Raw genomic sequence first — 18,784 nt, forward strand, 5'->3', positions numbered from 1 at the left:
TGGTATTTAGCATCACGGCATTTATCGCTACTTAGGCTTTGTGGATCACAAACGTAACATATGGTATACAAACACATTATTTTATGCGCAAGAACACATTACAGGTGATGTCGGAATAACCATGAAGAATATTAAAATTGCATTTATTAAAGCCGGCTGGCACAAAGAAATTGTCCATAATGCCCTGGTGGGTTTTGAAAAAGAATTAGCCGATCAATCCGTAGAAGCACAATTAAAAGTGCTGGAAGTGCCTGGCGCATTTGAAATGCCGCTGCTGGCTAAGCGTCTGGCCGAAACCGGCAAATACGATGCGATCGTCTGCGCTGCGCTGGTGGTTGACGGCGGTATCTATCGCCATGATTTCGTTGCCGCTGCGGTGGTTGATGGCTTGATGAATGTGCAGCTGACCACCAACGTACCGGTGTTCTCCGTTTCATTAACGCCACATAATTTCCAGCCGGTTGATGTGATTGAAAACTTCTATACCGAGCATTTCATTAAGAAAGGCAAAGAAGCGGCACGCGCGGTGTTAGCGATCCATAATTTGTCGATTGATTGATGCATTAAAAAGGGAGCACCTCTTCAGGCGCTCCCTTTTTATTTATGATGGCCTTCAACGGCTCATTTTCAGAATAGTGCCAGTCATCTCGTAAAATAGTCTAACGAATAAAGTATCAGCTATTCGTCATTAACGCTGTGGATGATTCACTTCCAGCGGACGCAGATCAAACACCAGCACTTCCGCATCATCACCGTTAGCGAACTGCAGCGCGCTTTCGTTGCGAACGCGTGCACCGTCGCCCTCTTTGAACTTCACGCCGTTCACTTCGATGCTGCCGCGAGCCACGTGAATATAGGCGTAACGATCGGCATCCAACGCGAAGGTTTGCTGCTCGACACCGTCGAACAGTCCGGCATAAACGCGAATATCCTGACGCACGCTGAGTGAACCGTTATCCCCTTCCGGCGAAATAATCAGGCGCAGCTGACCGCGTTTGTCACGTTCCGCCACTGAAATCTGCTGATAACCGGGAGGCGAATTACGTTCGCCAGGCACAATCCAGATCTGCAGGAAGTGCACGTTGTCCGTTTTCGAGTGGTTAAACTCGCTGTGCGTGACGCCGCTGCCGGCGCTCATTAGCTGCACATCACCCGGCACAATCACCGAACCGGTGCCCATGGAATCTTTATGCTCCAGCGCGCCTTCCAGCACGTAGGAGATGATCTCCATGTTGTTGTGCGGATGCGCACCAAAACCGCGACCCGGTGCAACGCGGTCATCATTGATCACCAGCAAATCTGAGAAGCCGGTTTGTTTTGGATCCCAGTAACTGGCAAAAGAGAACGTATGATGCGAATTCAACCAACCGTGGTCACCCACTCCGCGTTGTTCTGACAGGCGTTGTTCAATCATGGTCTGCTCCTCAAATTTGCTATTGGGGGGCGATTGCCCTTCCCGTTGCAAACAAGTATACGTAAACTGATTTGCCTAACAATGCGTCAAAATGACAATGACTGTCACCGATAAGTGGACAATATGCAGATTGAAGATCTCCGTATTTATGTAGCCGTCATCAAAGCCGGCAACTTCACCGCTGCCGCCGAACAGCTGATGCTGTCGAAGCAGTATGTCAGCCGCCGCATCGCCGCGCTGGAGGAGTCACTTGGCGCGCGGCTGCTGAATCGCAACACGCGGAAGTTGTCAGTGACCGATAACGGCCAGCTGTTTGCGCAGCACGCGCAGCGCATTCTCGATGATGTGCAGGAAGCCGAGCTGGCGGTATCGGGGCGTCGTCAGGTGCTGCAGGGCAGCTTCCGCCTGAGCGTGCCGATGTCTTTTGGTATAAGCCATCTGTCGCCGTTTATTGCCGAGTTTCTCAGCCAGCATCCGGGTTTGCAGTTTCAGGTTGAACTGGCGGATCGGCATGTCGATATGGTGGGTGAAGGATTTGATATGGCGATTCGCATCGGTACGCTGCCAGATTCGAGTTTGATCGCCAGGCGACTGGGCGAGTTTCGTCGCGTGATCTGCGGCAGCCCGTCCTACCTGCAGGGCGCAGGCGCACCGCGAACGCCGGAGGAGCTGAGCGAGCATTTGTGTCTGCGCTACGGGCGCGAAAGCCAGACCGGCTGGGAACTGTTTAACGGCGACCAGCGCAAAGTGATTAGCGTGCATGGGCCGATGGTGAGTAATAACGGGGAAATGCTGCGCGACGCAGCAGTGGCCGGATTGGGTCTGATTATGCTGCCAGAGTTTATTGTGGCGCCAGCGCTGGCGAGCGGTGAGCTGGTGAAGGTGCTGGAAGAGTGGCAGCCGACCTCGCTCCATCTCAATGCGCTCTATCCGCAGCACCGTCAGCGCAGTGAGATCAATCGGGTGTTTATGACATTTTTGCAGCAGAAGTTGGCGTAAAAATTAAGTCCCCGTTGCGGCGCGATCTAATGCGCATATCAAGGGCGGCAATGTGCCCATCCCGGCAATACGTAATATATCGCGCCGCTACGGTAGGTAGGGTGTTAATGACTTTCGTGTGCAAAGGTAATCGATTTACGGCGCGCATCGCGCATCGCCACCGCATGGATCAGCAGACCCAACACCGCCAGAATCGCGCCTACCCAACCGGTGGATTGCCATCCCAGACCAGCGGAAATGGTCACGCCGCCCAGCCATGCACCGAGCGCGTTAGCGAGGTTAAACGCCGAATGGTTCATTGCCGCCGCCATGGTTTGCGCATCACCGGCAACATCCATCAAACGGATCTGCAACACCGCCGCCAGCGCCACCATGGTGCCCACCAGCATGACGTTGATGGCACCTGCCAGCGCATAATGCGCGGCAAATACGAAGGCGCTGAGCACCAAAAATGACCAGATCAGCAAAATGCGGATAGTCTTTTCAATACCGCGATCGGCCAGACGACCGCCGGCGATGTTACCGATGATCATGCCTAAACCAAACAACGCCAGCACCGCCGGGATCCAGCTCACCGGCATCTGCGCCAGTTCGGTCATGGTCGGCTTCACGTAGCTAAACACCGAAAACAAACCGCCGCTGCCCACCGCGCCAATCGCCAGCGTCAGCAGTACCTGTTTGCGCGTCAGCGCCGACAATTCGCGCAGCGGGCTGGCATTTTTGTCGCCCGCTACGTTTGGCACCCACAGCCAGATCAGCAGCAAGGTCACCAGCGCCAGACCGCCGACAATGGCGAAGGCATCGCGCCAGCCAAACCATTGGCCGATAGCGGTGACGGCGGGCACGCCGAGTAAGTTGGCAATGGTCAGGCCGAACAGCACCATCGAGACCGCTTGCGCGCGTTTGCGCCGTTCAACCAAACCGGCTGCGACCAGCGCCGCCACGCCGAAGAAGGTGCCATGTGGGAAACCGGCGAGGAAACGCGCCAGCAGCATCGAGTAGTATCCCGGCGCTATGGCGCTCAGCAGGTTGCCGGCGGCAAACAGGCCCATCAGCGTCATCAGGAAATTACGACGTGAGGCGCGCGCGCCCAGCACCGCCAGCAGCGGCGCACCAATCACCACGCCCAGCGCGTAGATACTGATGAGATGCCCGGCCGAGGGGATCGATACGTTGAGACCTTTGGCTGCATCGGGCAGCAGTCCCATAATGACGAATTCGCCGGTACCAATGGCAAAGCCGCCGGTGCCGAGCGCGAACAAAGCTTTTAGCACGCTCTGACGCGGCAGCGATGCCTCATCCGGCAGCTGAGTAAGTTGGGGTTGTACTGATGACATGAGTTTTCCGAACCGCAAGTGAAGAACTCAGTCAGGATCGTGATTGCCTGAAACAATCATCGTCAGGACTGAGCAGAGTGAGCGGCTTATGATAGCGCAAAATCCCGCTTCCGTAGCGGCGCAATTCATTGCGCGATAAATCGCCCCGCTACAGAGTGTGCGTATTCTGCAGCGCCAACAGCGCTGCGCCCATCATGCCGCCGTGATGCGCGAACTCACCTGGCACCACCAGACGATGTACGGTGCGGCGCAATACGTAACCCTGCACCACCTCATCTAACGCCGCGATCAGCGGAGCCACCGATGCCAATCCGCCACCCACAGCCACGCGCGACGCGCCGGTGATATTGATGGTGTATGCCAGCGGCTGACCGACAATTTGCAGCCATGCCTGAACGGTTTGCTGCGCCAGCGCATCCTGCTGCTGCCAGCATTCGATGATCTCAATGCTGCTCGCCGTGCGGTCATGCAACGTCTGATGCAGATTTTCCAGCCCGCGCGCACCGCCGTAGCTGTCGAGACAGCCCTTTTGCCCGCATGGACACGCCTTACGCGGCAGTCGCCGCGTGACGCCATCAATCTCCACTTCGGTTAACGTGATCGGCCCATGTCCCCATTCGCCGGTCAATCCGTTTTGCCCGGTAATGATGCGCCCATCTGCCACCAATCCGCCGCCAACGCCCGAACCCAGAATCGCGCCAAACACCACTTTGTGACTTTTTCCCGCGCCCGCCAGCGCTTCCGCCAGCGTGAAGCAGTCGGCATCGTTATGCACAATCACCCGGCGTTGCAGCAGCGCGCCCAGCTCGTTCGCCAAACTGTGCTGGTGAAACGCGGGGATATTGCTGGCAAATATCTCGCCAGTTTCGGGTGCCACAATGCCCGCGGTGGAGATCGCTACCGCACTGCTGGCGGTAAACTGCAGGTGATGCTGGGCTATCATGCGACGTACCAGCGCGGTGAAATCGTCCCAGCTGGTAGCCGGAATTTTATGCTGATCGAGCAGGATTAATTGATCCTGCGCATTCATCACGCCTAGCTTGATAAAAGAGCCGCCCAGATCGAGGCAAATCACCGCAGATTGTCTTCTCATAAACGTTTATCCATCACATCACGCAAACCGTCGCCCAACACATTGAAGCCCAGCACGGTAATCAAAATCGCCAATCCGGGAAAGAGTGACACATAAATATTCAGGCCAAGGAAGTTGCGCCCATCGCTCATCATGGTGCCCCACTCCGGCATCGGCGGCTGCACGCCTAAACCGAGGAAGGACAAACTGGCGGCGGACAGCACCACCGCGCCCGCCGTCAGCGTGGATTGCACAATCAGCGGTCCAATTGAGTTACGCAGAATGTAGTGCGTAATGATGCGCGGATAGCGCACCCCGAGCATATGCGCCGCTTCGATGTACTCCATGTTCTTCAGGCCCAGCGTCAGGTTGCGGCTCAGACGCGCATACACCGGAATCGAAAACAGCGAAATGGCGATCAGCATATTGGTCAGTCCTTCGCCGAGCACGCTAACGATCAAAATCGCCAGCACGATGCCGGGAAAGGCGAAGATGATATCCATCACCCACATGATCAGCGCATCAATTTTGCGTCCGGCTAAGCCGGAAATGATGCCAAGCGGAATACCGATCACCATGGAGATCGCGACGCTGAGGCTCACTTCAAACAGCGTGATACGCGCGCCGTAAATCACGCGTGAAAAAATATCGCGGCCATAATCGTCAGTGCCAAACCAGTGCACGGCCGACGGCGCTTGCAAGGTGTTGAGCAGATCCTGCTCCACCGGATCCCAATGGGTAATTAGCGGGGCCAGCGCGGCGGCGAGCACCACCAGCAGCACTAACGCACCGCCGATGGCAATGGACGGATTTGCCAGTAAAGTGCTGATCAGGTGTCGGCTGCGCGAACGCGGCGGCAGCACGGAAGTATCAATGCTGTTCATCAGTCGAACCTTATTTTTGGATTGAGCAAGCCAATCAGGATTTCGCCCACCAGATTCATCAGCACCACGCCAGTCACGGCCACCAGCGTCACGCCCTGAATCACCGGATAATCGCGGTAGCGCACCGAATCCACCAGCAAGCGGCCAATGCCCGGCCAATTGAACACCGATTCAGTGACCACCGCGCCGCCAATCAGGCTGCCGAAGTTGAGCGCCACAATGGTGACAATCGGGATCAGTGCATTTCGCAGCGCATGCTTCCAGTTAATGCTGGCGGAAGATAATCCTTTGGCTCTGGCGGTACGGATGTAATCCTGACTCAGCACATCCAGCATGCTGGAACGCGTCATGCGGGCGATCATCGCCATCGGCAGGATTGCCAGCGTAACCGTGGGCATGATGTAGTTTTTCCACGAATCGGCGCCCAGCAGCGGTAACCAGCCCAACTCGACGGCGAAGTAATTCATCGCCAGTAGCGCTAGCCAGAAGTTGGCAATCGACGCACCGGCAATGGTCAGCACCATCACGATTTGATCCGGAATCCGCTGGCGATAAATGGCGCCGGTCATGCCCGCCGGAACACCTATCGCAATCGCCAGCAGATACGCCAGCGCCGCCAGCGATAAGGTGTACGGCAAACGCTCGCTGATCTCCGTCATCACCGGACGCTGCGACTGCAACGACAAGCCAAGGTTGCCGTGCAGCGCTTCCGCCGCGAACCTGACATATTGCAGCGGCAGCGGCTGATTGAGCCCCAGCCGCACGCGCATACTGTCCACAGCTTCCTGCGGCGCTTCCGGTCCCGCCATCAGCCGCGCCGGATCGCCCGGCAGCGCGCGGATGGCGATAAACACGATAATCGACACGCCCAAAATGATTAACGGCAGCGAAAGCACCTTTTTTGCGACATACGCTTTCATATCACATCAGCCATGAGGTTATTGCTTCACTGCGTCGCGCACGACGATTTGTCCGCCCGGCTGCATAACCACGCCGCTGATATTTTTACGTGCGGCATAGAGATCGTCCTGATAGAACAGCAGCACCTGCGGCGCTAATCCGCTGATCTGTTTTTGCGCCTGGAAGTAGAGATCTTTGCGTTTGGCATCGTCGAGTGTGGATGCGGCGGTATCGATCAGATCATCGGTTTGCTTGTCGCTAAAGAAGCCCAGATTGGCCCCGCCCGGCGCAAAGCTGCTGGTGTGATACAGCGGACGCAGCTGCAGATCCGAGCCATATAAACCGGAAGACCAGGACGCCAGCACCGCATCGGTGCCCTGCGCGGCTTTCTCTTTGCCATCAGCAAATGCTGCTTTGGTCCACACGCCGCTCTCCATCTGGCGCACGTTAAGTTTCACGCCGATTTTGCTCCACATGCCCTGCAGCACTTGTGCGGTACGCGCATCCGGCGCCTGCACCGCAATCGACATCGGGAAACCGTCGGCATAGCCCGCCGCTTTCAGCAAATCTTTGGCTTTTTGCAGATCGTACGGATAGTCATGCAAGCTTTTGTCGTAGTTGGGATCGACCGGTGCCAACGCGGAGTTTGCCGGTTGCGCATAACCAAACATGATGGCTTTTACCAGCGCCTGCTGGTCGGTGGCGAAATTCAGCGCCTGACGCACGCGCACATCGCTCAGCGCTTTGCTTTGGGTATTGAGATCGACCCAGAACACCGCCGCGCCCGGCGACTGTTTAAGATTTACGTTGGCGTTGTTTTTTAACATGCCGGCAAACTGCGGCGGCACCGGGTTAATAATATCAACCTGACCCGATTGCAGCGCCATATTCATCACTGAAGGCTCGCTGCTCCACGTCCATTTAATTTCATCCGGACCGGAAGATTTCCCCCAATAGTCGGGATTCTTTTGTTCAAGTACATATTCACCGGATTTGTACTGCACCAGTTTATAAGGCCCGGTGCCGTCGGCTTTATTGTTAATACTGCCCGCCTTGTCCGCTTTTGGGCTTACCATTAATCCTGGGCCGGAGGCTAAAACAGTTAAAAAAGCCGGATTAATTTTTTTCAGCTGAAACGTGACGGTAAGTTCGTCTTTTTTCTTCACGTCCTGAACAAAGGTGCGAATTTTCCCACTACCCGCTAAACCGCGCTGCGTATTTAAATGACGCTGGAAGTTTTCCACTACCGCATCGGCATTAAAGGGCGTGCCGTCGTGGAATTTCACATTGGGTCGCAGGGTAAAGGTCCAGTTAAGTCCGCTGTCATCGGATGTCCAGGATAATGCCAGTGCCGGAATGATTTTGCCGTCATCACCGAGCCGCGTCAGGCCTTCATACATTGGGTCCAGCACCGTACCGGTAAAGGTCGCGGTTTGGTTGCCGGGATCCATGCTACGCGGCGGTTCGTTCTGCATGATCACCAACTGGCTGGCAAAAACGGAGGCGCTCGCCATCGACGCCAGTAAACAACCAGCCAGCGTCAGTACCTTGAAATGCTTATTTTTGCTTTCCATGAAGGCCCTCAATGAATCATTGAAATGATCGATGAAATATCCACGCTATATAAGCCACACTCACTAAACAAAAGCCAATAGGTTGGTTCATATAATTTACTTATAATCAGATCTGCATTCAGAAATTTAACTAAATAGCGTTGTATTTGTTTTCTGTCCTTATTATTGTCAGCGCATAGTGCTAACGCTGTGAGAACCTTAATGCTCAATGCCCACCAGCAACAAATTCTGCGCTTACTTATTGCGTCGCATGGCATGAGCCGCACCGTGCTTGCGGAAAAAATGAAATTAAGCAAAGCCGCAATTAGCACGCTGGTGAAAGAGATGCTGCAGGCCGGATTGCTGGAAGAGAGTATTCCGGAATCCAGCGGCCAGGGTCGCCCATCGGTGTTATTAAAAATGCGTGCCGACAGCGCCTATTTTCTCGGTGCCTCGCTGCTGGACGAACGCGTGGTATTAGTGCTGATTGATATGCACGGCCGCACGCTGGCCGCCACCCAGATGCCGTTGAATCTCGATCCGCCGCAGCTGGCCAAAACCATTGCAGCGGCAATCCCGGATCTGATTGCGCAGAAATCAATTACGCAGGATCAGCTGATTGGCCTGGGCGTGACGCTTTCCGGCTTTGTCGATGAACATCAGGCGATTTGCGTGCAGTCGGCGCTGCTGGGCTGGAAGAACGTGCCGCTGGCGGAACTGCTGAAACAGCAAACCGGGCTGGAAGTGTCGTTAGAAAACGATGCCAAAGCGCTGGCGGTGAGCGAGAAGATTTTCGGCGTGGCAAAAAAGGCGCGCAACTTCACCCTGATCTCGCACGGTGACGGCATTGGGTCGGCGCATTTCTTTCAGGGCCAACTGCATCGGGGCGCACACGGCGCTGCCGGTGAAATCGCCCACTGCACCATCGAGCCCGGCGGACGTCCCTGCCGCTGCGGCAAACGCGGCTGCCTCGATACGCTGGCCTCGTTAACCGCCATCCGCGAAAGCGTGCGTGATAAAGCGCTGAAGTGTGAATCGATTACCGAATTGGAAGCGCTGGCGGTGAAAGGTAACAGCGCGGCGATTGCCATTTTGCATCAGGCCGGTCATGCGCTGGGCTTATCCATCGCCAATATTATCCAGATGAACGATCCCGAGTTGATTGTGATTGCGCATCAGCCCAATGCGTTTGATGGATTGCTAAAAACCGTGGTGATGCAGGCCATCGACAGCCATGTGCTGCCGTCGATTATCGGCAAAACACCGATCGCCAGCATGGTGATCAACGAAGAGAGCTGGGCCAGAGCCGCAGCCAGTGTGGCGGCGTATCGTTTTATCATTCATTTACCCGACTAGCGGAGGCTGCTATGCGCATTGCTTTTGGTGGCATTCATACTGAGTGCAGTACTTATAATCCGGTGCTGAATTATGCCGACGACTTCCGCATCGTGCGCGGGGATGAACTGACCACCAATCCTTATTTCGCCTTTTTGCAGGATTATGATGCCGAGTTTCTGCCGACCTTCCACGCGCGCGCCATCGCCGGTGGTCCGGTGGCGCGCGTCACCTACGACGATTTTAAGCAGGATTTTCTGACGCGCCTCACGGCACATTTGCCGGTGGATGGCGTTTATCTCGCGATGCACGGTGCGGTTTATGTTGAAGGTATGGAAGATGCCGAAGGCGACTGGATCAGCGCCACGCGCGAGCTGGTCGGCGCGGAGTGCCCGATCACCGTCAGCTACGATCTGCATGGCAACGTTACGCAACGCATCATCGATGCCATCGATATGTTCTCGACCTATCGCACTGCGCCGCACATTGATGTGGAAGAGACCATGCGCCGCTCGGTATCGATGCTGGTGAAAAGCCTGCAAACCGGCGTCAAACCCGGCGTGGTGTGGGCGCCGATTCCGGTGGTGTTACCCGGTGAACGCACCAGCACCGAAGATGAACCCGCCAAAAGTTTGTATGCCCGTTTGCCCGCGATAAACCAGCTGGAGCACGTCTGGGATGCGTCGCTGATGGTCGGTTACGTCTGGGCCGATGAACCGCGCGCCACCGCCGCCGCGATCATGACCGGCACCGATGCCGATGTGCTGGCAGAACAGGCGGCTAAACTGGCGCTGGCTTACTGGCAGGCGCGCGATGAATTTAGTTTTGGCTGCGTCACCGGCAGCATTGAAGAGTGCGTCAGCATGGCCATCGCCAGCGAAACCGCGCCGGTGATTCTGGCTGATTCTGGGGATAATCCCACCGGCGGCGGCGTCGGCGATCGCGCGGATGTGTTGGCGGAACTGATTCGCCAGGGTGCGCAGCAGGTGATCGTGGCTGGAATCACCGATAAACCGGCCACTGACGCGGCCTTTGCTGCTGGCGTTGGCGCAAGCTTAACGCTGAATGTCGGCGCATCACTCGATCCGGCCGGCGGCAAAGTGCAGGCCGAATTTGTGGTGAAGCATCTCAGCGATGATGCGCGTTCGCTGGCGAAACAGGCGCTGCTGCAAACCGGCGGCATTACGCTGGTGGTCGCCGACCGTCGCCGTCCTTATCACAATCTGGCGGATTTCGCCCTGCTCAGCCTCGATCCTGCAGCGGCCAAAATCGTGGTAGTGAAGTCCGGTTATCTGTCGCCGGAGCTGGCCCCGCTGGCCAATCCCAACCTGATGGCGCTGTCGGAAGGCGTAGTCGATCAATATGTGGAACGCTTAACTCGCAAGCGTAAATTACAGCCCGCCTATCCGTTCGATACCGATTTCACTTATCTGCCGGTTAGCCACTTATCGGCACGCTTTATGGCAGCGAAATGAACGCGCCCGCTTTAGCAGTCGAACCGGTGCTGCGCATCGAAAATCTGACCGTTGCCTTTCGCGTTGAGGATCAATGGCGCGAGGTGGTGAAGAACCTGTCGCTCACCGTTAATGCCGGTGAAACGCTGGCGATTGTCGGTGAATCCGGTTCGGGGAAAAGCGTTACCTCGATGGCGATTATGCGCTTACTCAACATGCGCCACGCGCGCGTCAGCGGCAAAGTGCTGCTGAACGGCGTCGATCTGCTGACGCTGAGCGAATCCGCCATGCGTGACATTCGCGGCAATGCGGTGGCGATGATTTTTCAGGAGCCGATGACCAGCCTGAATCCGTCGTTCACCATCGGCAATCAAATTGCTGAGGCGCTGATCAATCACCGTAAAATCAGTAAACGCGTCGCGCGTGAAGAGACCATTCGGCTGCTGGAGAAAGTGCGTATTCCCAACGCGGCGAAACGCTTCAATGATTATCCGCACCACTTTTCCGGTGGCATGCGCCAGCGCGTGATGATTGCGATGGCGCTGGCGCTGCGGCCAAAACTGCTGATTGCCGATGAACCGACCACCGCGCTGGACGTCACCATTCAGGGGCAGATTCTTGACCTGATTAAGACGTTGCAGGAAGAGGAAGGCACGGCGGTGCTGTTTATCACCCACGATATGGGCGTGGTGGCAGAGGTGTCGGATCGCACGCTGGTGATGTATCAAGGCGATGTGATGGAAACCGGCACCACCGCCGCGATTTTTTCCGCGCCCGCTGCGGATTACACCCGCACGCTGATTGCGACCGTGCCGCAGCTTGGCGCGATGCGCGGCATTGCTGGACCGCGTAAGTTTTCCTTTGACCAGCGCGACGCATCTGAGACCAACGCTGTATCGACATCGCAGCAGCCGCTGCTGTCGGTTAAAAATCTCAGCACCCGCTTCAGCATCCACGAAGGCGTATTCAGCCGCAAAACCGGCGCGGTACATGCGGTGGAGAACATCTCGTTTGATCTAATGCCGGGCGAAACCTTGTCGCTGGTTGGTGAATCGGGCTGTGGAAAATCCACCACCGGACGTTCACTGACGCGCCTCGTCACACCCGACGCGGGTGAAGTGGCCTTTGATGGTTACGACGTACTGAATCTTTCTGCTCATGAGCTGCGCACTTTGCGCCGCGCCATGCAGATGATTTTTCAGGATCCGTTTGCCAGCCTCAATCCGCGCATGTCGGTGCTGGAAGCGCTGACCGAGCCTTTTCTGCAACATCGCTTAGGCAGCAAAACCGAGGCGCGCACGAAAGCCGCCTCGCTGATGGAGCGCGTCGGGTTATCCGCTGACATGATGAAACGCTATCCGCACGAATTTTCCGGCGGCCAGCGCCAGCGTATCTGCATCGCTCGCGCATTGATGCTTGATCCAAAAATGATCATCGCCGATGAATCGGTGTCGGCGCTGGATGTCACGGTGAAAGCGCAAATCATCAATCTGCTGCTCGACCTGCAACAGAGCCTTGGCTTGTCGTATCTGTTTATTTCCCACGATATGGCGGTGGTTGAGCGCATCAGTCATCGCGTGGCGGTGATGCTGCTGGGTGAAATCGTCGAGATCGGCCCGCGCGCGGCAATATTTGAAAATCCGCAGCATGATTACACGCGTAAATTGCTGTCGTCGGTGCCGGTGCCCGATCCGGCGCGCCGTCATGTGAAGCGCCAGATTGACATCAGCGAGCTGAAAAGCCCGGTGCGTGCATTGGGATTTGTGCCCGAAGCGCGACGTTATCGTGAGGTGAGTGAGGGGCATTGGGTAATGGAATGACTGCTTTTTACAAAGCGTACACGCTGTAGCGGCGCGATTTATTACGCATGAAGTTTATGCACCAATGCGCGATATACCGCGCCGCTACGATTTGTGCGGCTCTAAACTATCATCCCCAAATCCAACATCTTCCCGCCGCTAAAACTCCAGTCTTCGGGCTGGGTTTGCTGGATGATGATCATTAAATCATTGGGATCGAGATTGAGCCGCTGTTGCAGCCGTTCACTCAACACCCGATAGGTTGCCCGCTTCTGTTCCGCGCTGCGCGGTTTGCCTGCCACAATGTTCAGCAACACATAGCGATCGCTACGACCACCGCTGAGATAATGGCGATCGTAGATAAAGCGCGGCGCCGCCAGCGATTCAATCACCTGAATGCGTTGCTGCCCGCTGCGGGAAATATGGGCATCGCACTGTGTCAGCACAATGCAGCAGATGGTGCGCAGCAGATGCTGGGGCAGCTTACGCGGCGTGCGGTGGCAGGCTATATTCATCACAGTGAGGTTGGAACGGCTTAGATGCGTTGTGCTAGCGGGTAAAACATCCATTGCTGGCCAGTTTCTGTCCTGCTCGTTAAAGTTAAATACAACCTTCTGCCGCTATTTTTCAGGCAGAAGGTTTTTCACACATTATTCTTTCATGCATAACAAGCAAAATACCGCTCGGCTGTTGGGATAATGCGTGTGGAAATATTGCCAGGCATGGTCAGGAGAATAAAATGATCCCATGAACACACGATTATCATAGGCAGGAGCCAGGCGGCAACTATCGCGGTGCAGATTGCAGCACCCTTCTGTATCTGCCTGACTAAAGACATAAAAATCCGTGATGCTTAAGTTCATCCGCTACTCCTCATGGGCAGAGATAAATACTAATTAATAAAAATCTTTAAAATCGCCCGTTGCGGATACTATTTGTACACTTTTTAGTAATCAGCCCAAAGTGAGCCATAAAATAATTATAGTCTGCGTGGAGTCGGCTGTCTTTAATTAAAAATAAACTTATTTAAGCCGAACGTAATAAAAGAGTAATTTAATAACTATTATTTAACCCTTTTTGTCGCTGCGCTTAATAGGGCCAGTATTTACTGTTAACGGCGGTCATCACTTATAAATTCGCGCTAAGATTTATCTTAAAAAAATGAAATTCATTTCTGGTCAATTAAACTTAAGTAAACTTAAATTAAGCCACCGGAGATAATATCATGCTCAGTTATACTATCCGTATCGAATTGAAAGAACCCACCGCTGGCGCGCAAATTGAATTGCTCTATGCGATGCTTGAGAATGGTTTCGCGCGTAGCTTGGTGTGCGAGAAAGGCTACACTTATGTGTTACCCACCAATGAATACGTTTATGTAGGCAGCGAGAATATAAGGAGTTTAACCGACCGGGTGGTGACTTTGGTGAGCGAGTTCAGTGAGGATCCTTCGGTGATGATTACTCAATCCGCCGCAAGGTGCTGGTCAGGTTTACGCGGCGTAAACCTCGCTTAATAGCGAAGATAAACGCCCTCTGCCCACTACGAAGGCGTTTATCCTTTAATTTAAACAAACTTAAAATATAATTAATTAGCCCGGATAAATACCGCGATCTTTACGTGCCAGTAAAATACGTTCGCAGGCAACGATATAAGCGGCAGTGCGCAGCGAGCAGCGCTTTTCGGCGGCCTTGTCCCAAACGTGAACCATGGCTTGGGTCATGATGCGGTCCATACGCTGGTTAATCTCATCTTCGCTCCAGAAGAAACTCGCCATATCCTGCACCCATTCGAAGTAACTCACCGTTACCCCGCCAGCGTTACAGATTACGTCTGGCACCACCTGCACGCCGCGACTCGCGAGCATATCATCTGCATCCGGATAAGTTGGGCCGTTTGCCCCTTCCAGTACCAGTTTGGCACTAATAACTTCTGCGCGCTCGCGGGTAATTTGTCCTTCCAGCGCCGCCGGGATCAGAATATCCATGGCGGTGGTCCAGAACTGCTCTCTGTCGATCTCTCGCGCGCCAGGGAAGCCAGCAATCTGTTTATGTTCGATCTGCCATGCAGTCAACGCGGCTAAGTCAATACCGCCTTCGTTGAGTAAGGTTGCGGTGTGATCCTGAATCACCACCACACGCGCACCGGCTTCGGCGAACAGACGCGCGGCTTCGCTACCGACATTACCAAAGCCCTGCAGCGCCACGCGTGCGCCTTCAATGGTGATATTGGAGCGTTGTGCCACTTCCCGACCGGTAATAAATACGCCACGCCCCGTCGCTTTCTCACGCCCTAACGAGCCGCCCAGATGGATCGGTTTACCAGTGACCACCCCGGTAATGGTGGTGCCGTGATTCATGGAGTAGGTATCCATCATCCACGCCATCACTTTGCCATTGGTGCCGACATCGGGTGCGGGAATATCTTTCTGCGGGCCAATAATCAGGCCGATTTCACTGGTGTAGCGGCGGGTTAATCGCTCCAGTTCACCTTCAGACAGCGAGTGCGGATCGACACGGATGCCGCCTTTGGCGCCGCCATAAGGCAGGTTAACCGCCGCACACTTGATGGTCATCCAGGCGGATAGCGCCATCACTTCATTCAAATCGACAGCAGGATGGTAACGCACGCCCCCTTTGCCCGGCCCGCGTGAGAGATTGTGCTGTACGCGATAGCCTTCGAAGTGGCGAATCGAGCCGTCATCCATCTGCACCGGGATGTCGACAATCAGTGCTCTTTTGGGGTGACGCAGGGTTTCTATCCAGCGAGACAATTCACCAAGATGAGGCGCAACACGGTCAATTTGGCTCAGGTAGGTAGTCCAGGGAGATGTACTGCTTTCAGAAGCGTAAGATAACTTTTCCATGAGAAGCCTGTAGGTTCAGAGTTATTTATATTGAAAAGACGTGGAAAGGTAATGCATTGCACTAGACGGAAAGTAATTTAACACCTTTTCAGACAAGCGGGTCAGGCCAAATAAGAGGGGTTTAACTTTTTCGACACAAAAATGCCTGAATAAATGAATAACTAAGCATTAAAAAAGAGCCACATATGGCGCATATCCATGCATTAATTATGCACTTAATTGCATAAATTTTGATTTTATCCCTATTTTTCAGTTCTTTGATGGTCATCAAAAAGTGAATAAACTGTTATTTTTCCGCATTGACTTTGTTAACACTCGCCACCACGATGAGTAAAACCCAGCTGGAAACCTCCATCATGAATTAGCGTTTTATTAATTTCGTTTTTCTTTCATCTATTTAAACGTGCCTCTTTAAGGTTCGACCCATATTTGCCATTGATGCTTGCGGGCAGGCATCGTCATGCGTCTTTTCGCCAGACTGAAGGAATCATTGTGTCTAACAAACCTACACAAGGGCAGATTCAGCCTGCTCGGGCTCACGACGCCCCGCAAAAACTGCAGCGAGGGCTGAGCGAACGCCATATTCAGATGATCGCGCTGGGCGGATCGATCGGTACCGGGCTGTTTATGGGCGCGGGACGCAATATTGCGGTAGCCGGAACCTCGATATTAATCATCTACCTATTGGTGGGTTTTTTTAGCTATATGGTGATGCGGGCAATGGGGGAAGTGCTGCTTAGTCGGCTCGACTATCGCTCGTTTGCCGATTTTGTCAGTGATTATCTCGGCCCCAAAGCCAGCTTCTTTCTCGGTTGGTCGTACTGGCTAAGTTGGGTGGTGACCTGCATCGCCGATGTGGTGGTATGCGGCGCGTATATGCAGTATTGGTTCCCGGAAATGTCGGCGTGGATACCCGCGTTATTTACCCTCGGTATTTTGTGTCTGTTTAACATGTTGTCGGTGAAGGCTTTTGGTGAAGCTGAATTCTGGTTTGCGCTGATCAAAGTGATCACCATCATCGCGCTGATCATCACCGGCGGATGGATGGTATTTACCGGCTGGACCTCGCCGGATGGCGTTAAAGCCTCGGTGCACAACCTCACCGATCCTGCGGTGTTCATGCCGCATGGCATCACCGGTTTTCTGGCTGGTTTTCAGATCGCGATTTTCTCTTACACCGGCATTGAGCTGCTCGGCACCATGACGGCAGAAACGCGCGATCCCGAGAAAATTTTGCCGCGCGCGATCAACTCTCTGCCGCTGCGGATTGTGATTTTCTACTTGCTCTCGATGATGGTGATCATCGCGGTGACGTCCTGGCAAGGGGTATCGCCGGATACCAGCCCGTTCGTGACGCTGTTTGCCAAAGCCGGCTTGCCTGCGGCGGCAGCGATCATTAATTTCGTCGCACTCACCTCGGCGATGTCTTCCGCCAATAGCGGCGTCTACTCCAGCACCCGCATGTTATACGGCTTATCGATCGAGAAGCATGCGCACTGGCAGTTTCGTATTCTTTCACGCACCACGCGTATCCCGCTGCGAAGCCTGCTGTTCTCCTGCTTCTGCATGCTGAGCGGCACCTTGCTGCTGTTCCTGGTGCCGAATGTGACAACACTGTTCACCATCGTTTCGACGCTGGCCGCCATTCTGGTGATCTATTGCTGGGGTATGATTCTGGTCTCTTATCTGGTGTACCGCCGGCAGCGTCCGGATCTGCATCAAAAATCCAAATTTAAGATGCCCGGCGGCAGGATGATGGTGTGGGCGACGCTGATGTTCTTCCTGTTTTCGGTAGTGATCATGATATTTGATTCCGACACGCTCGCCGCGCTAGCCGCTTCGCCGGTGTGGTTCATTGCGCTGTGGCTGTGCTGGAAGATGAAGGAGAAGCGGAAAACGGCAGTGAAGGTCGCGGCATGATCAGGCCGCTACTTCATCAACACGTTAAACTGTGGATTGAACTCGTCAAAAATCGGCAGCGCGGCGGCACCCAGCGCGGCGGTATCGCTGCCGGTCATACCGATCTTTACGCGTGTTCCGGTGAGGTAGCGACCGCGCACTGACTGATAGAGCGGCGGCAGGCGACGCATGATTTTATCCAGCAGCACCGCAGGCATCATGCCGCCGATTATCACGCTTTCGGCATCGAAGATGCATTCCAGCAGGTTAATCGCCTGACGCAGCGGCGTTAACACGCTATCGATCCATTTATCGAACAGCGCCGGATCGACTTCCAGCAAATCTTCCGGCAAAGCGGTCATCGGATCGAGCCCGCAAAACTCGTACGCCGCCTGCAGTGAAACATAGCGTTCTAAACAGCCGTGGTTGCCGCAGTAACATTCACGTCCGCCCGGCTCCACCACCACATGCCCGACTTCGCCGGCGTTATGCGCATGGCCGCTATAGACGTGGCCATCCATGATGATGCCAGCGCCCAAACCGGTGCCGATGTAGAGATAGACAAACGAATTGAGCTGACGCGCGACGCCATGAAAGCGCTCACCAATTGCTGCCACCGTGGCATCGTTTTCCAACGTCACCGGCACGCCGCTCATCGCGGCGAGTTTGGCTTCGATGTCCACCTGTTCCCAGCCGTGCAGCGTGGTCGGCCCCATTGAAGAGATGCCCTCAACACCAAACGGACCGGGCATCACCACGCCAATGCCCAGCACTTTCTGCCAGCGATCGCCCAGCTGCGTTTTAATTTCGCTGAGCACGTCGGCGATGCGGGCTAATGTGGCATCCGGCTGGGGTTTTTGTACCAGAATCAGGCGGCGGAAATGAATTTCGCCGGTGAGATCCACCAGCACAATCAGCAACGTTTGGTGATCAAGATGGATGCCGATCGAAAAGGCGCTGGCGGGATTAAGCGTCACCGGAATTGCCGGTTGCCCGCGTCCTTGTTTGCGCGGCGCGCGACTGGTGAGCAGTTCGGCCTGCTCCAGCTCTGCCACAATATTTGACACGGTTTGCGGCGTCAGCGCGGTGAGACGAGCCAGCTCGGCGCGGGTCAGTTCGCCGTGCAGACGAATGGCTTCAATGATCACGCGGCGATTGTGCGCCCGTGCGTGTTCCAGATTGGTTCCCGACGTTTTCACCTTGCTCCCTTCCCTTTCGTCACCTGCGCTGCGAATAGCCGCATCAATATCTCTGATCGCACACACATTTTAC

At 54.8% G+C, this 18,784-nt stretch carries 17 protein-coding genes; 7 read left to right on the plus strand and 10 right to left on the minus strand.

From position 1 onward, the window contains the following. Positions 1–121 precede the first annotated feature (121 nt). Positions 122–559: a 6,7-dimethyl-8-ribityllumazine synthase gene (locus AAF463_RS22565; RefSeq protein ID WP_350262153.1), complete on the plus strand. Its 438-nt coding sequence runs from the start codon at positions 122–124 to the stop codon at positions 557–559. A 129-nt stretch (positions 560–688) separates the two neighbouring features. Here the strand turns inward: AAF463_RS22565 and AAF463_RS22570 are convergent, their stop codons facing one another. Further along, entirely contained in the window at positions 689–1,414 is a 726-nt protein-coding gene (locus AAF463_RS22570; RefSeq protein ID WP_222234265.1) for a pirin family protein, read from the minus strand. A gap of 123 nt (positions 1,415–1,537) precedes the next feature. Between AAF463_RS22570 and AAF463_RS22575 the strand changes: the two genes are divergently transcribed. Further along, entirely contained in the window at positions 1,538–2,413 is an 876-nt protein-coding gene (locus AAF463_RS22575; protein WP_192234573.1) for a LysR family transcriptional regulator, read from the plus strand. Between the two features lie 104 nt (positions 2,414–2,517). Here the strand turns inward: AAF463_RS22575 and AAF463_RS22580 are convergent, their stop codons facing one another. From AAF463_RS22580 to AAF463_RS22600, 5 genes are all read right to left on the minus strand, one after another. After that, entirely contained in the window at positions 2,518–3,750 is a 1,233-nt protein-coding gene (locus AAF463_RS22580; protein WP_101761051.1) for an MFS transporter, read from the minus strand. Between the two features lie 148 nt (positions 3,751–3,898). Further along, positions 3,899–4,843 (minus strand): ROK family protein, encoded by a 945-nt coding sequence (locus AAF463_RS22585; protein ID WP_350262154.1) that lies wholly within the window; start codon positions 4,841–4,843, stop codon positions 3,899–3,901. After that, complete coding sequence (locus tag AAF463_RS22590) at positions 4,840–5,706, minus strand: ABC transporter permease (protein ID WP_350262155.1); 867 nt, start codon at positions 5,704–5,706, stop codon at positions 4,840–4,842. The genes AAF463_RS22585 and AAF463_RS22590 overlap by 4 nt, the downstream gene beginning before the upstream one ends. Next, the gene (locus AAF463_RS22595; RefSeq protein WP_350262156.1) at positions 5,706–6,626 is read right to left on the minus strand and encodes an ABC transporter permease; all 921 of its coding nucleotides are present in this window, start codon (positions 6,624–6,626) and stop codon (positions 5,706–5,708) included. The genes AAF463_RS22590 and AAF463_RS22595 overlap by 1 nt, the downstream gene beginning before the upstream one ends. 18 nt (positions 6,627–6,644) lie before the next feature. Beyond that, a complete protein-coding gene (locus tag AAF463_RS22600; RefSeq protein WP_271460535.1) occupies positions 6,645–8,180 on the minus strand; it encodes an ABC transporter substrate-binding protein in 1,536 nt (511 codons plus the stop codon). A gap of 201 nt (positions 8,181–8,381) precedes the next feature. Here AAF463_RS22600 and AAF463_RS22605 point away from each other — a divergent pair, with 201 nt between their 5' ends. Genes AAF463_RS22605 through AAF463_RS22615 form a run of 3 tightly spaced genes read left to right on the plus strand, consistent with a single transcriptional unit; the run spans position 8,382 to position 12,768 of the window. Then, complete coding sequence (locus tag AAF463_RS22605) at positions 8,382–9,515, plus strand: ROK family transcriptional regulator (protein ID WP_350262157.1); 1,134 nt, start codon at positions 8,382–8,384, stop codon at positions 9,513–9,515. A gap of 11 nt (positions 9,516–9,526) precedes the next feature. Continuing rightward, on the plus strand, positions 9,527–10,969 hold the full coding sequence (locus AAF463_RS22610) for a M81 family metallopeptidase (RefSeq protein WP_350262159.1): 1,443 nt from the start codon (positions 9,527–9,529) through the stop codon (positions 10,967–10,969). Continuing rightward, positions 10,966–12,768 carry an ABC transporter ATP-binding protein gene (locus AAF463_RS22615; RefSeq protein ID WP_350262161.1) on the plus strand — a complete coding sequence of 601 codons (1,803 nt, stop codon included), beginning with the start codon at positions 10,966–10,968 and terminating at the stop codon, positions 12,766–12,768. The genes AAF463_RS22610 and AAF463_RS22615 overlap by 4 nt, the downstream gene beginning before the upstream one ends. A 101-nt stretch (positions 12,769–12,869) precedes the next feature. Here AAF463_RS22615 and AAF463_RS22620 read toward each other — a convergent pair whose 3' ends face one another. After that, on the minus strand, positions 12,870–13,316 hold the full coding sequence (locus AAF463_RS22620) for a tautomerase family protein (protein WP_350262162.1): 447 nt from the start codon (positions 13,314–13,316) through the stop codon (positions 12,870–12,872). An 81-nt stretch (positions 13,317–13,397) separates the two neighbouring features. Beyond that, positions 13,398–13,610 (minus strand): hypothetical protein, encoded by a 213-nt coding sequence (locus AAF463_RS22625; protein ID WP_101761059.1) that lies wholly within the window; start codon positions 13,608–13,610, stop codon positions 13,398–13,400. Positions 13,611–13,972: 362 nt separating this feature from the next. On the opposite strand from AAF463_RS22625, the gene AAF463_RS22630 reads away from it, so the two are divergent. Next, positions 13,973–14,263, plus strand: a complete 291-nt coding sequence (locus tag AAF463_RS22630) for a hypothetical protein (protein WP_101761060.1) — start codon at positions 13,973–13,975, stop codon at positions 14,261–14,263. A gap of 75 nt (positions 14,264–14,338) precedes the next feature. Here the strand turns inward: AAF463_RS22630 and AAF463_RS22635 are convergent, their stop codons facing one another. After that, on the minus strand, positions 14,339–15,613 hold the full coding sequence (locus tag AAF463_RS22635; RefSeq protein ID WP_217547614.1) for a Glu/Leu/Phe/Val dehydrogenase: 1,275 nt from the start codon (positions 15,611–15,613) through the stop codon (positions 14,339–14,341). 492 nt (positions 15,614–16,105) lie between these two features. On the opposite strand from AAF463_RS22635, the gene AAF463_RS22640 reads away from it, so the two are divergent. After that, entirely contained in the window at positions 16,106–17,533 is a 1,428-nt protein-coding gene (locus tag AAF463_RS22640; RefSeq protein ID WP_350262164.1) for an amino acid permease, read from the plus strand. A gap of 8 nt (positions 17,534–17,541) precedes the next feature. Here the strand turns inward: AAF463_RS22640 and AAF463_RS22645 are convergent, their stop codons facing one another. Next, positions 17,542–18,711: an ROK family transcriptional regulator gene (locus AAF463_RS22645; protein WP_137387222.1), complete on the minus strand. Its 1,170-nt coding sequence runs from the start codon at positions 18,709–18,711 to the stop codon at positions 17,542–17,544. Positions 18,712–18,784 lie beyond the last annotated feature (73 nt).

The sequence above is a fragment of the Pantoea sp. BJ2 genome (genome assembly GCF_040255075.1).
In the GTDB taxonomy this organism is placed as follows: domain Bacteria; phylum Pseudomonadota; class Gammaproteobacteria; order Enterobacterales; family Enterobacteriaceae; genus Pantoea; species Pantoea leporis.

Bases quoted from the DNA above. Each gene is read 5' to 3' on its own strand.
- AAF463_RS22620 (WP_350262162.1), bottom strand. From the start codon at position 13,316: ATGGATGTTTTACCCGCTAGCACAACGCATCTAAGCCGTTCCAACCTC.
- AAF463_RS22625 (WP_101761059.1), bottom strand. From the start codon at position 13,610: ATGAACTTAAGCATCACGGATTTTTATGTCTTTAGTCAGGCAGATACA.
- AAF463_RS22605 (WP_350262157.1), top strand. From the start codon at position 8,382: ATGCTCAATGCCCACCAGCAACAAATTCTGCGCTTACTTATTGCGTCG.
- AAF463_RS22575 (WP_192234573.1), top strand. From the start codon at position 1,538: ATGCAGATTGAAGATCTCCGTATTTATGTAGCCGTCATCAAAGCCGGC.
- AAF463_RS22585 (WP_350262154.1), bottom strand. From the start codon at position 4,843: ATGAGAAGACAATCTGCGGTGATTTGCCTCGATCTGGGCGGCTCTTTT.
- AAF463_RS22635 (WP_217547614.1), bottom strand. From the start codon at position 15,613: ATGGAAAAGTTATCTTACGCTTCTGAAAGCAGTACATCTCCCTGGACT.
- AAF463_RS22600 (WP_271460535.1), bottom strand. From the start codon at position 8,180: ATGGAAAGCAAAAATAAGCATTTCAAGGTACTGACGCTGGCTGGTTGT.
- AAF463_RS22610 (WP_350262159.1), top strand. From the start codon at position 9,527: ATGCGCATTGCTTTTGGTGGCATTCATACTGAGTGCAGTACTTATAAT.
- AAF463_RS22565 (WP_350262153.1), top strand. From the start codon at position 122: ATGAAGAATATTAAAATTGCATTTATTAAAGCCGGCTGGCACAAAGAA.
- AAF463_RS22580 (WP_101761051.1), bottom strand. From the start codon at position 3,750: ATGTCATCAGTACAACCCCAACTTACTCAGCTGCCGGATGAGGCATCG.
- AAF463_RS22570 (WP_222234265.1), bottom strand. From the start codon at position 1,414: ATGATTGAACAACGCCTGTCAGAACAACGCGGAGTGGGTGACCACGGT.
- AAF463_RS22590 (WP_350262155.1), bottom strand. From the start codon at position 5,706: ATGAACAGCATTGATACTTCCGTGCTGCCGCCGCGTTCGCGCAGCCGA.
- AAF463_RS22630 (WP_101761060.1), top strand. From the start codon at position 13,973: ATGCTCAGTTATACTATCCGTATCGAATTGAAAGAACCCACCGCTGGC.
- AAF463_RS22615 (WP_350262161.1), top strand. From the start codon at position 10,966: ATGAACGCGCCCGCTTTAGCAGTCGAACCGGTGCTGCGCATCGAAAAT.
- AAF463_RS22595 (WP_350262156.1), bottom strand. From the start codon at position 6,626: ATGAAAGCGTATGTCGCAAAAAAGGTGCTTTCGCTGCCGTTAATCATT.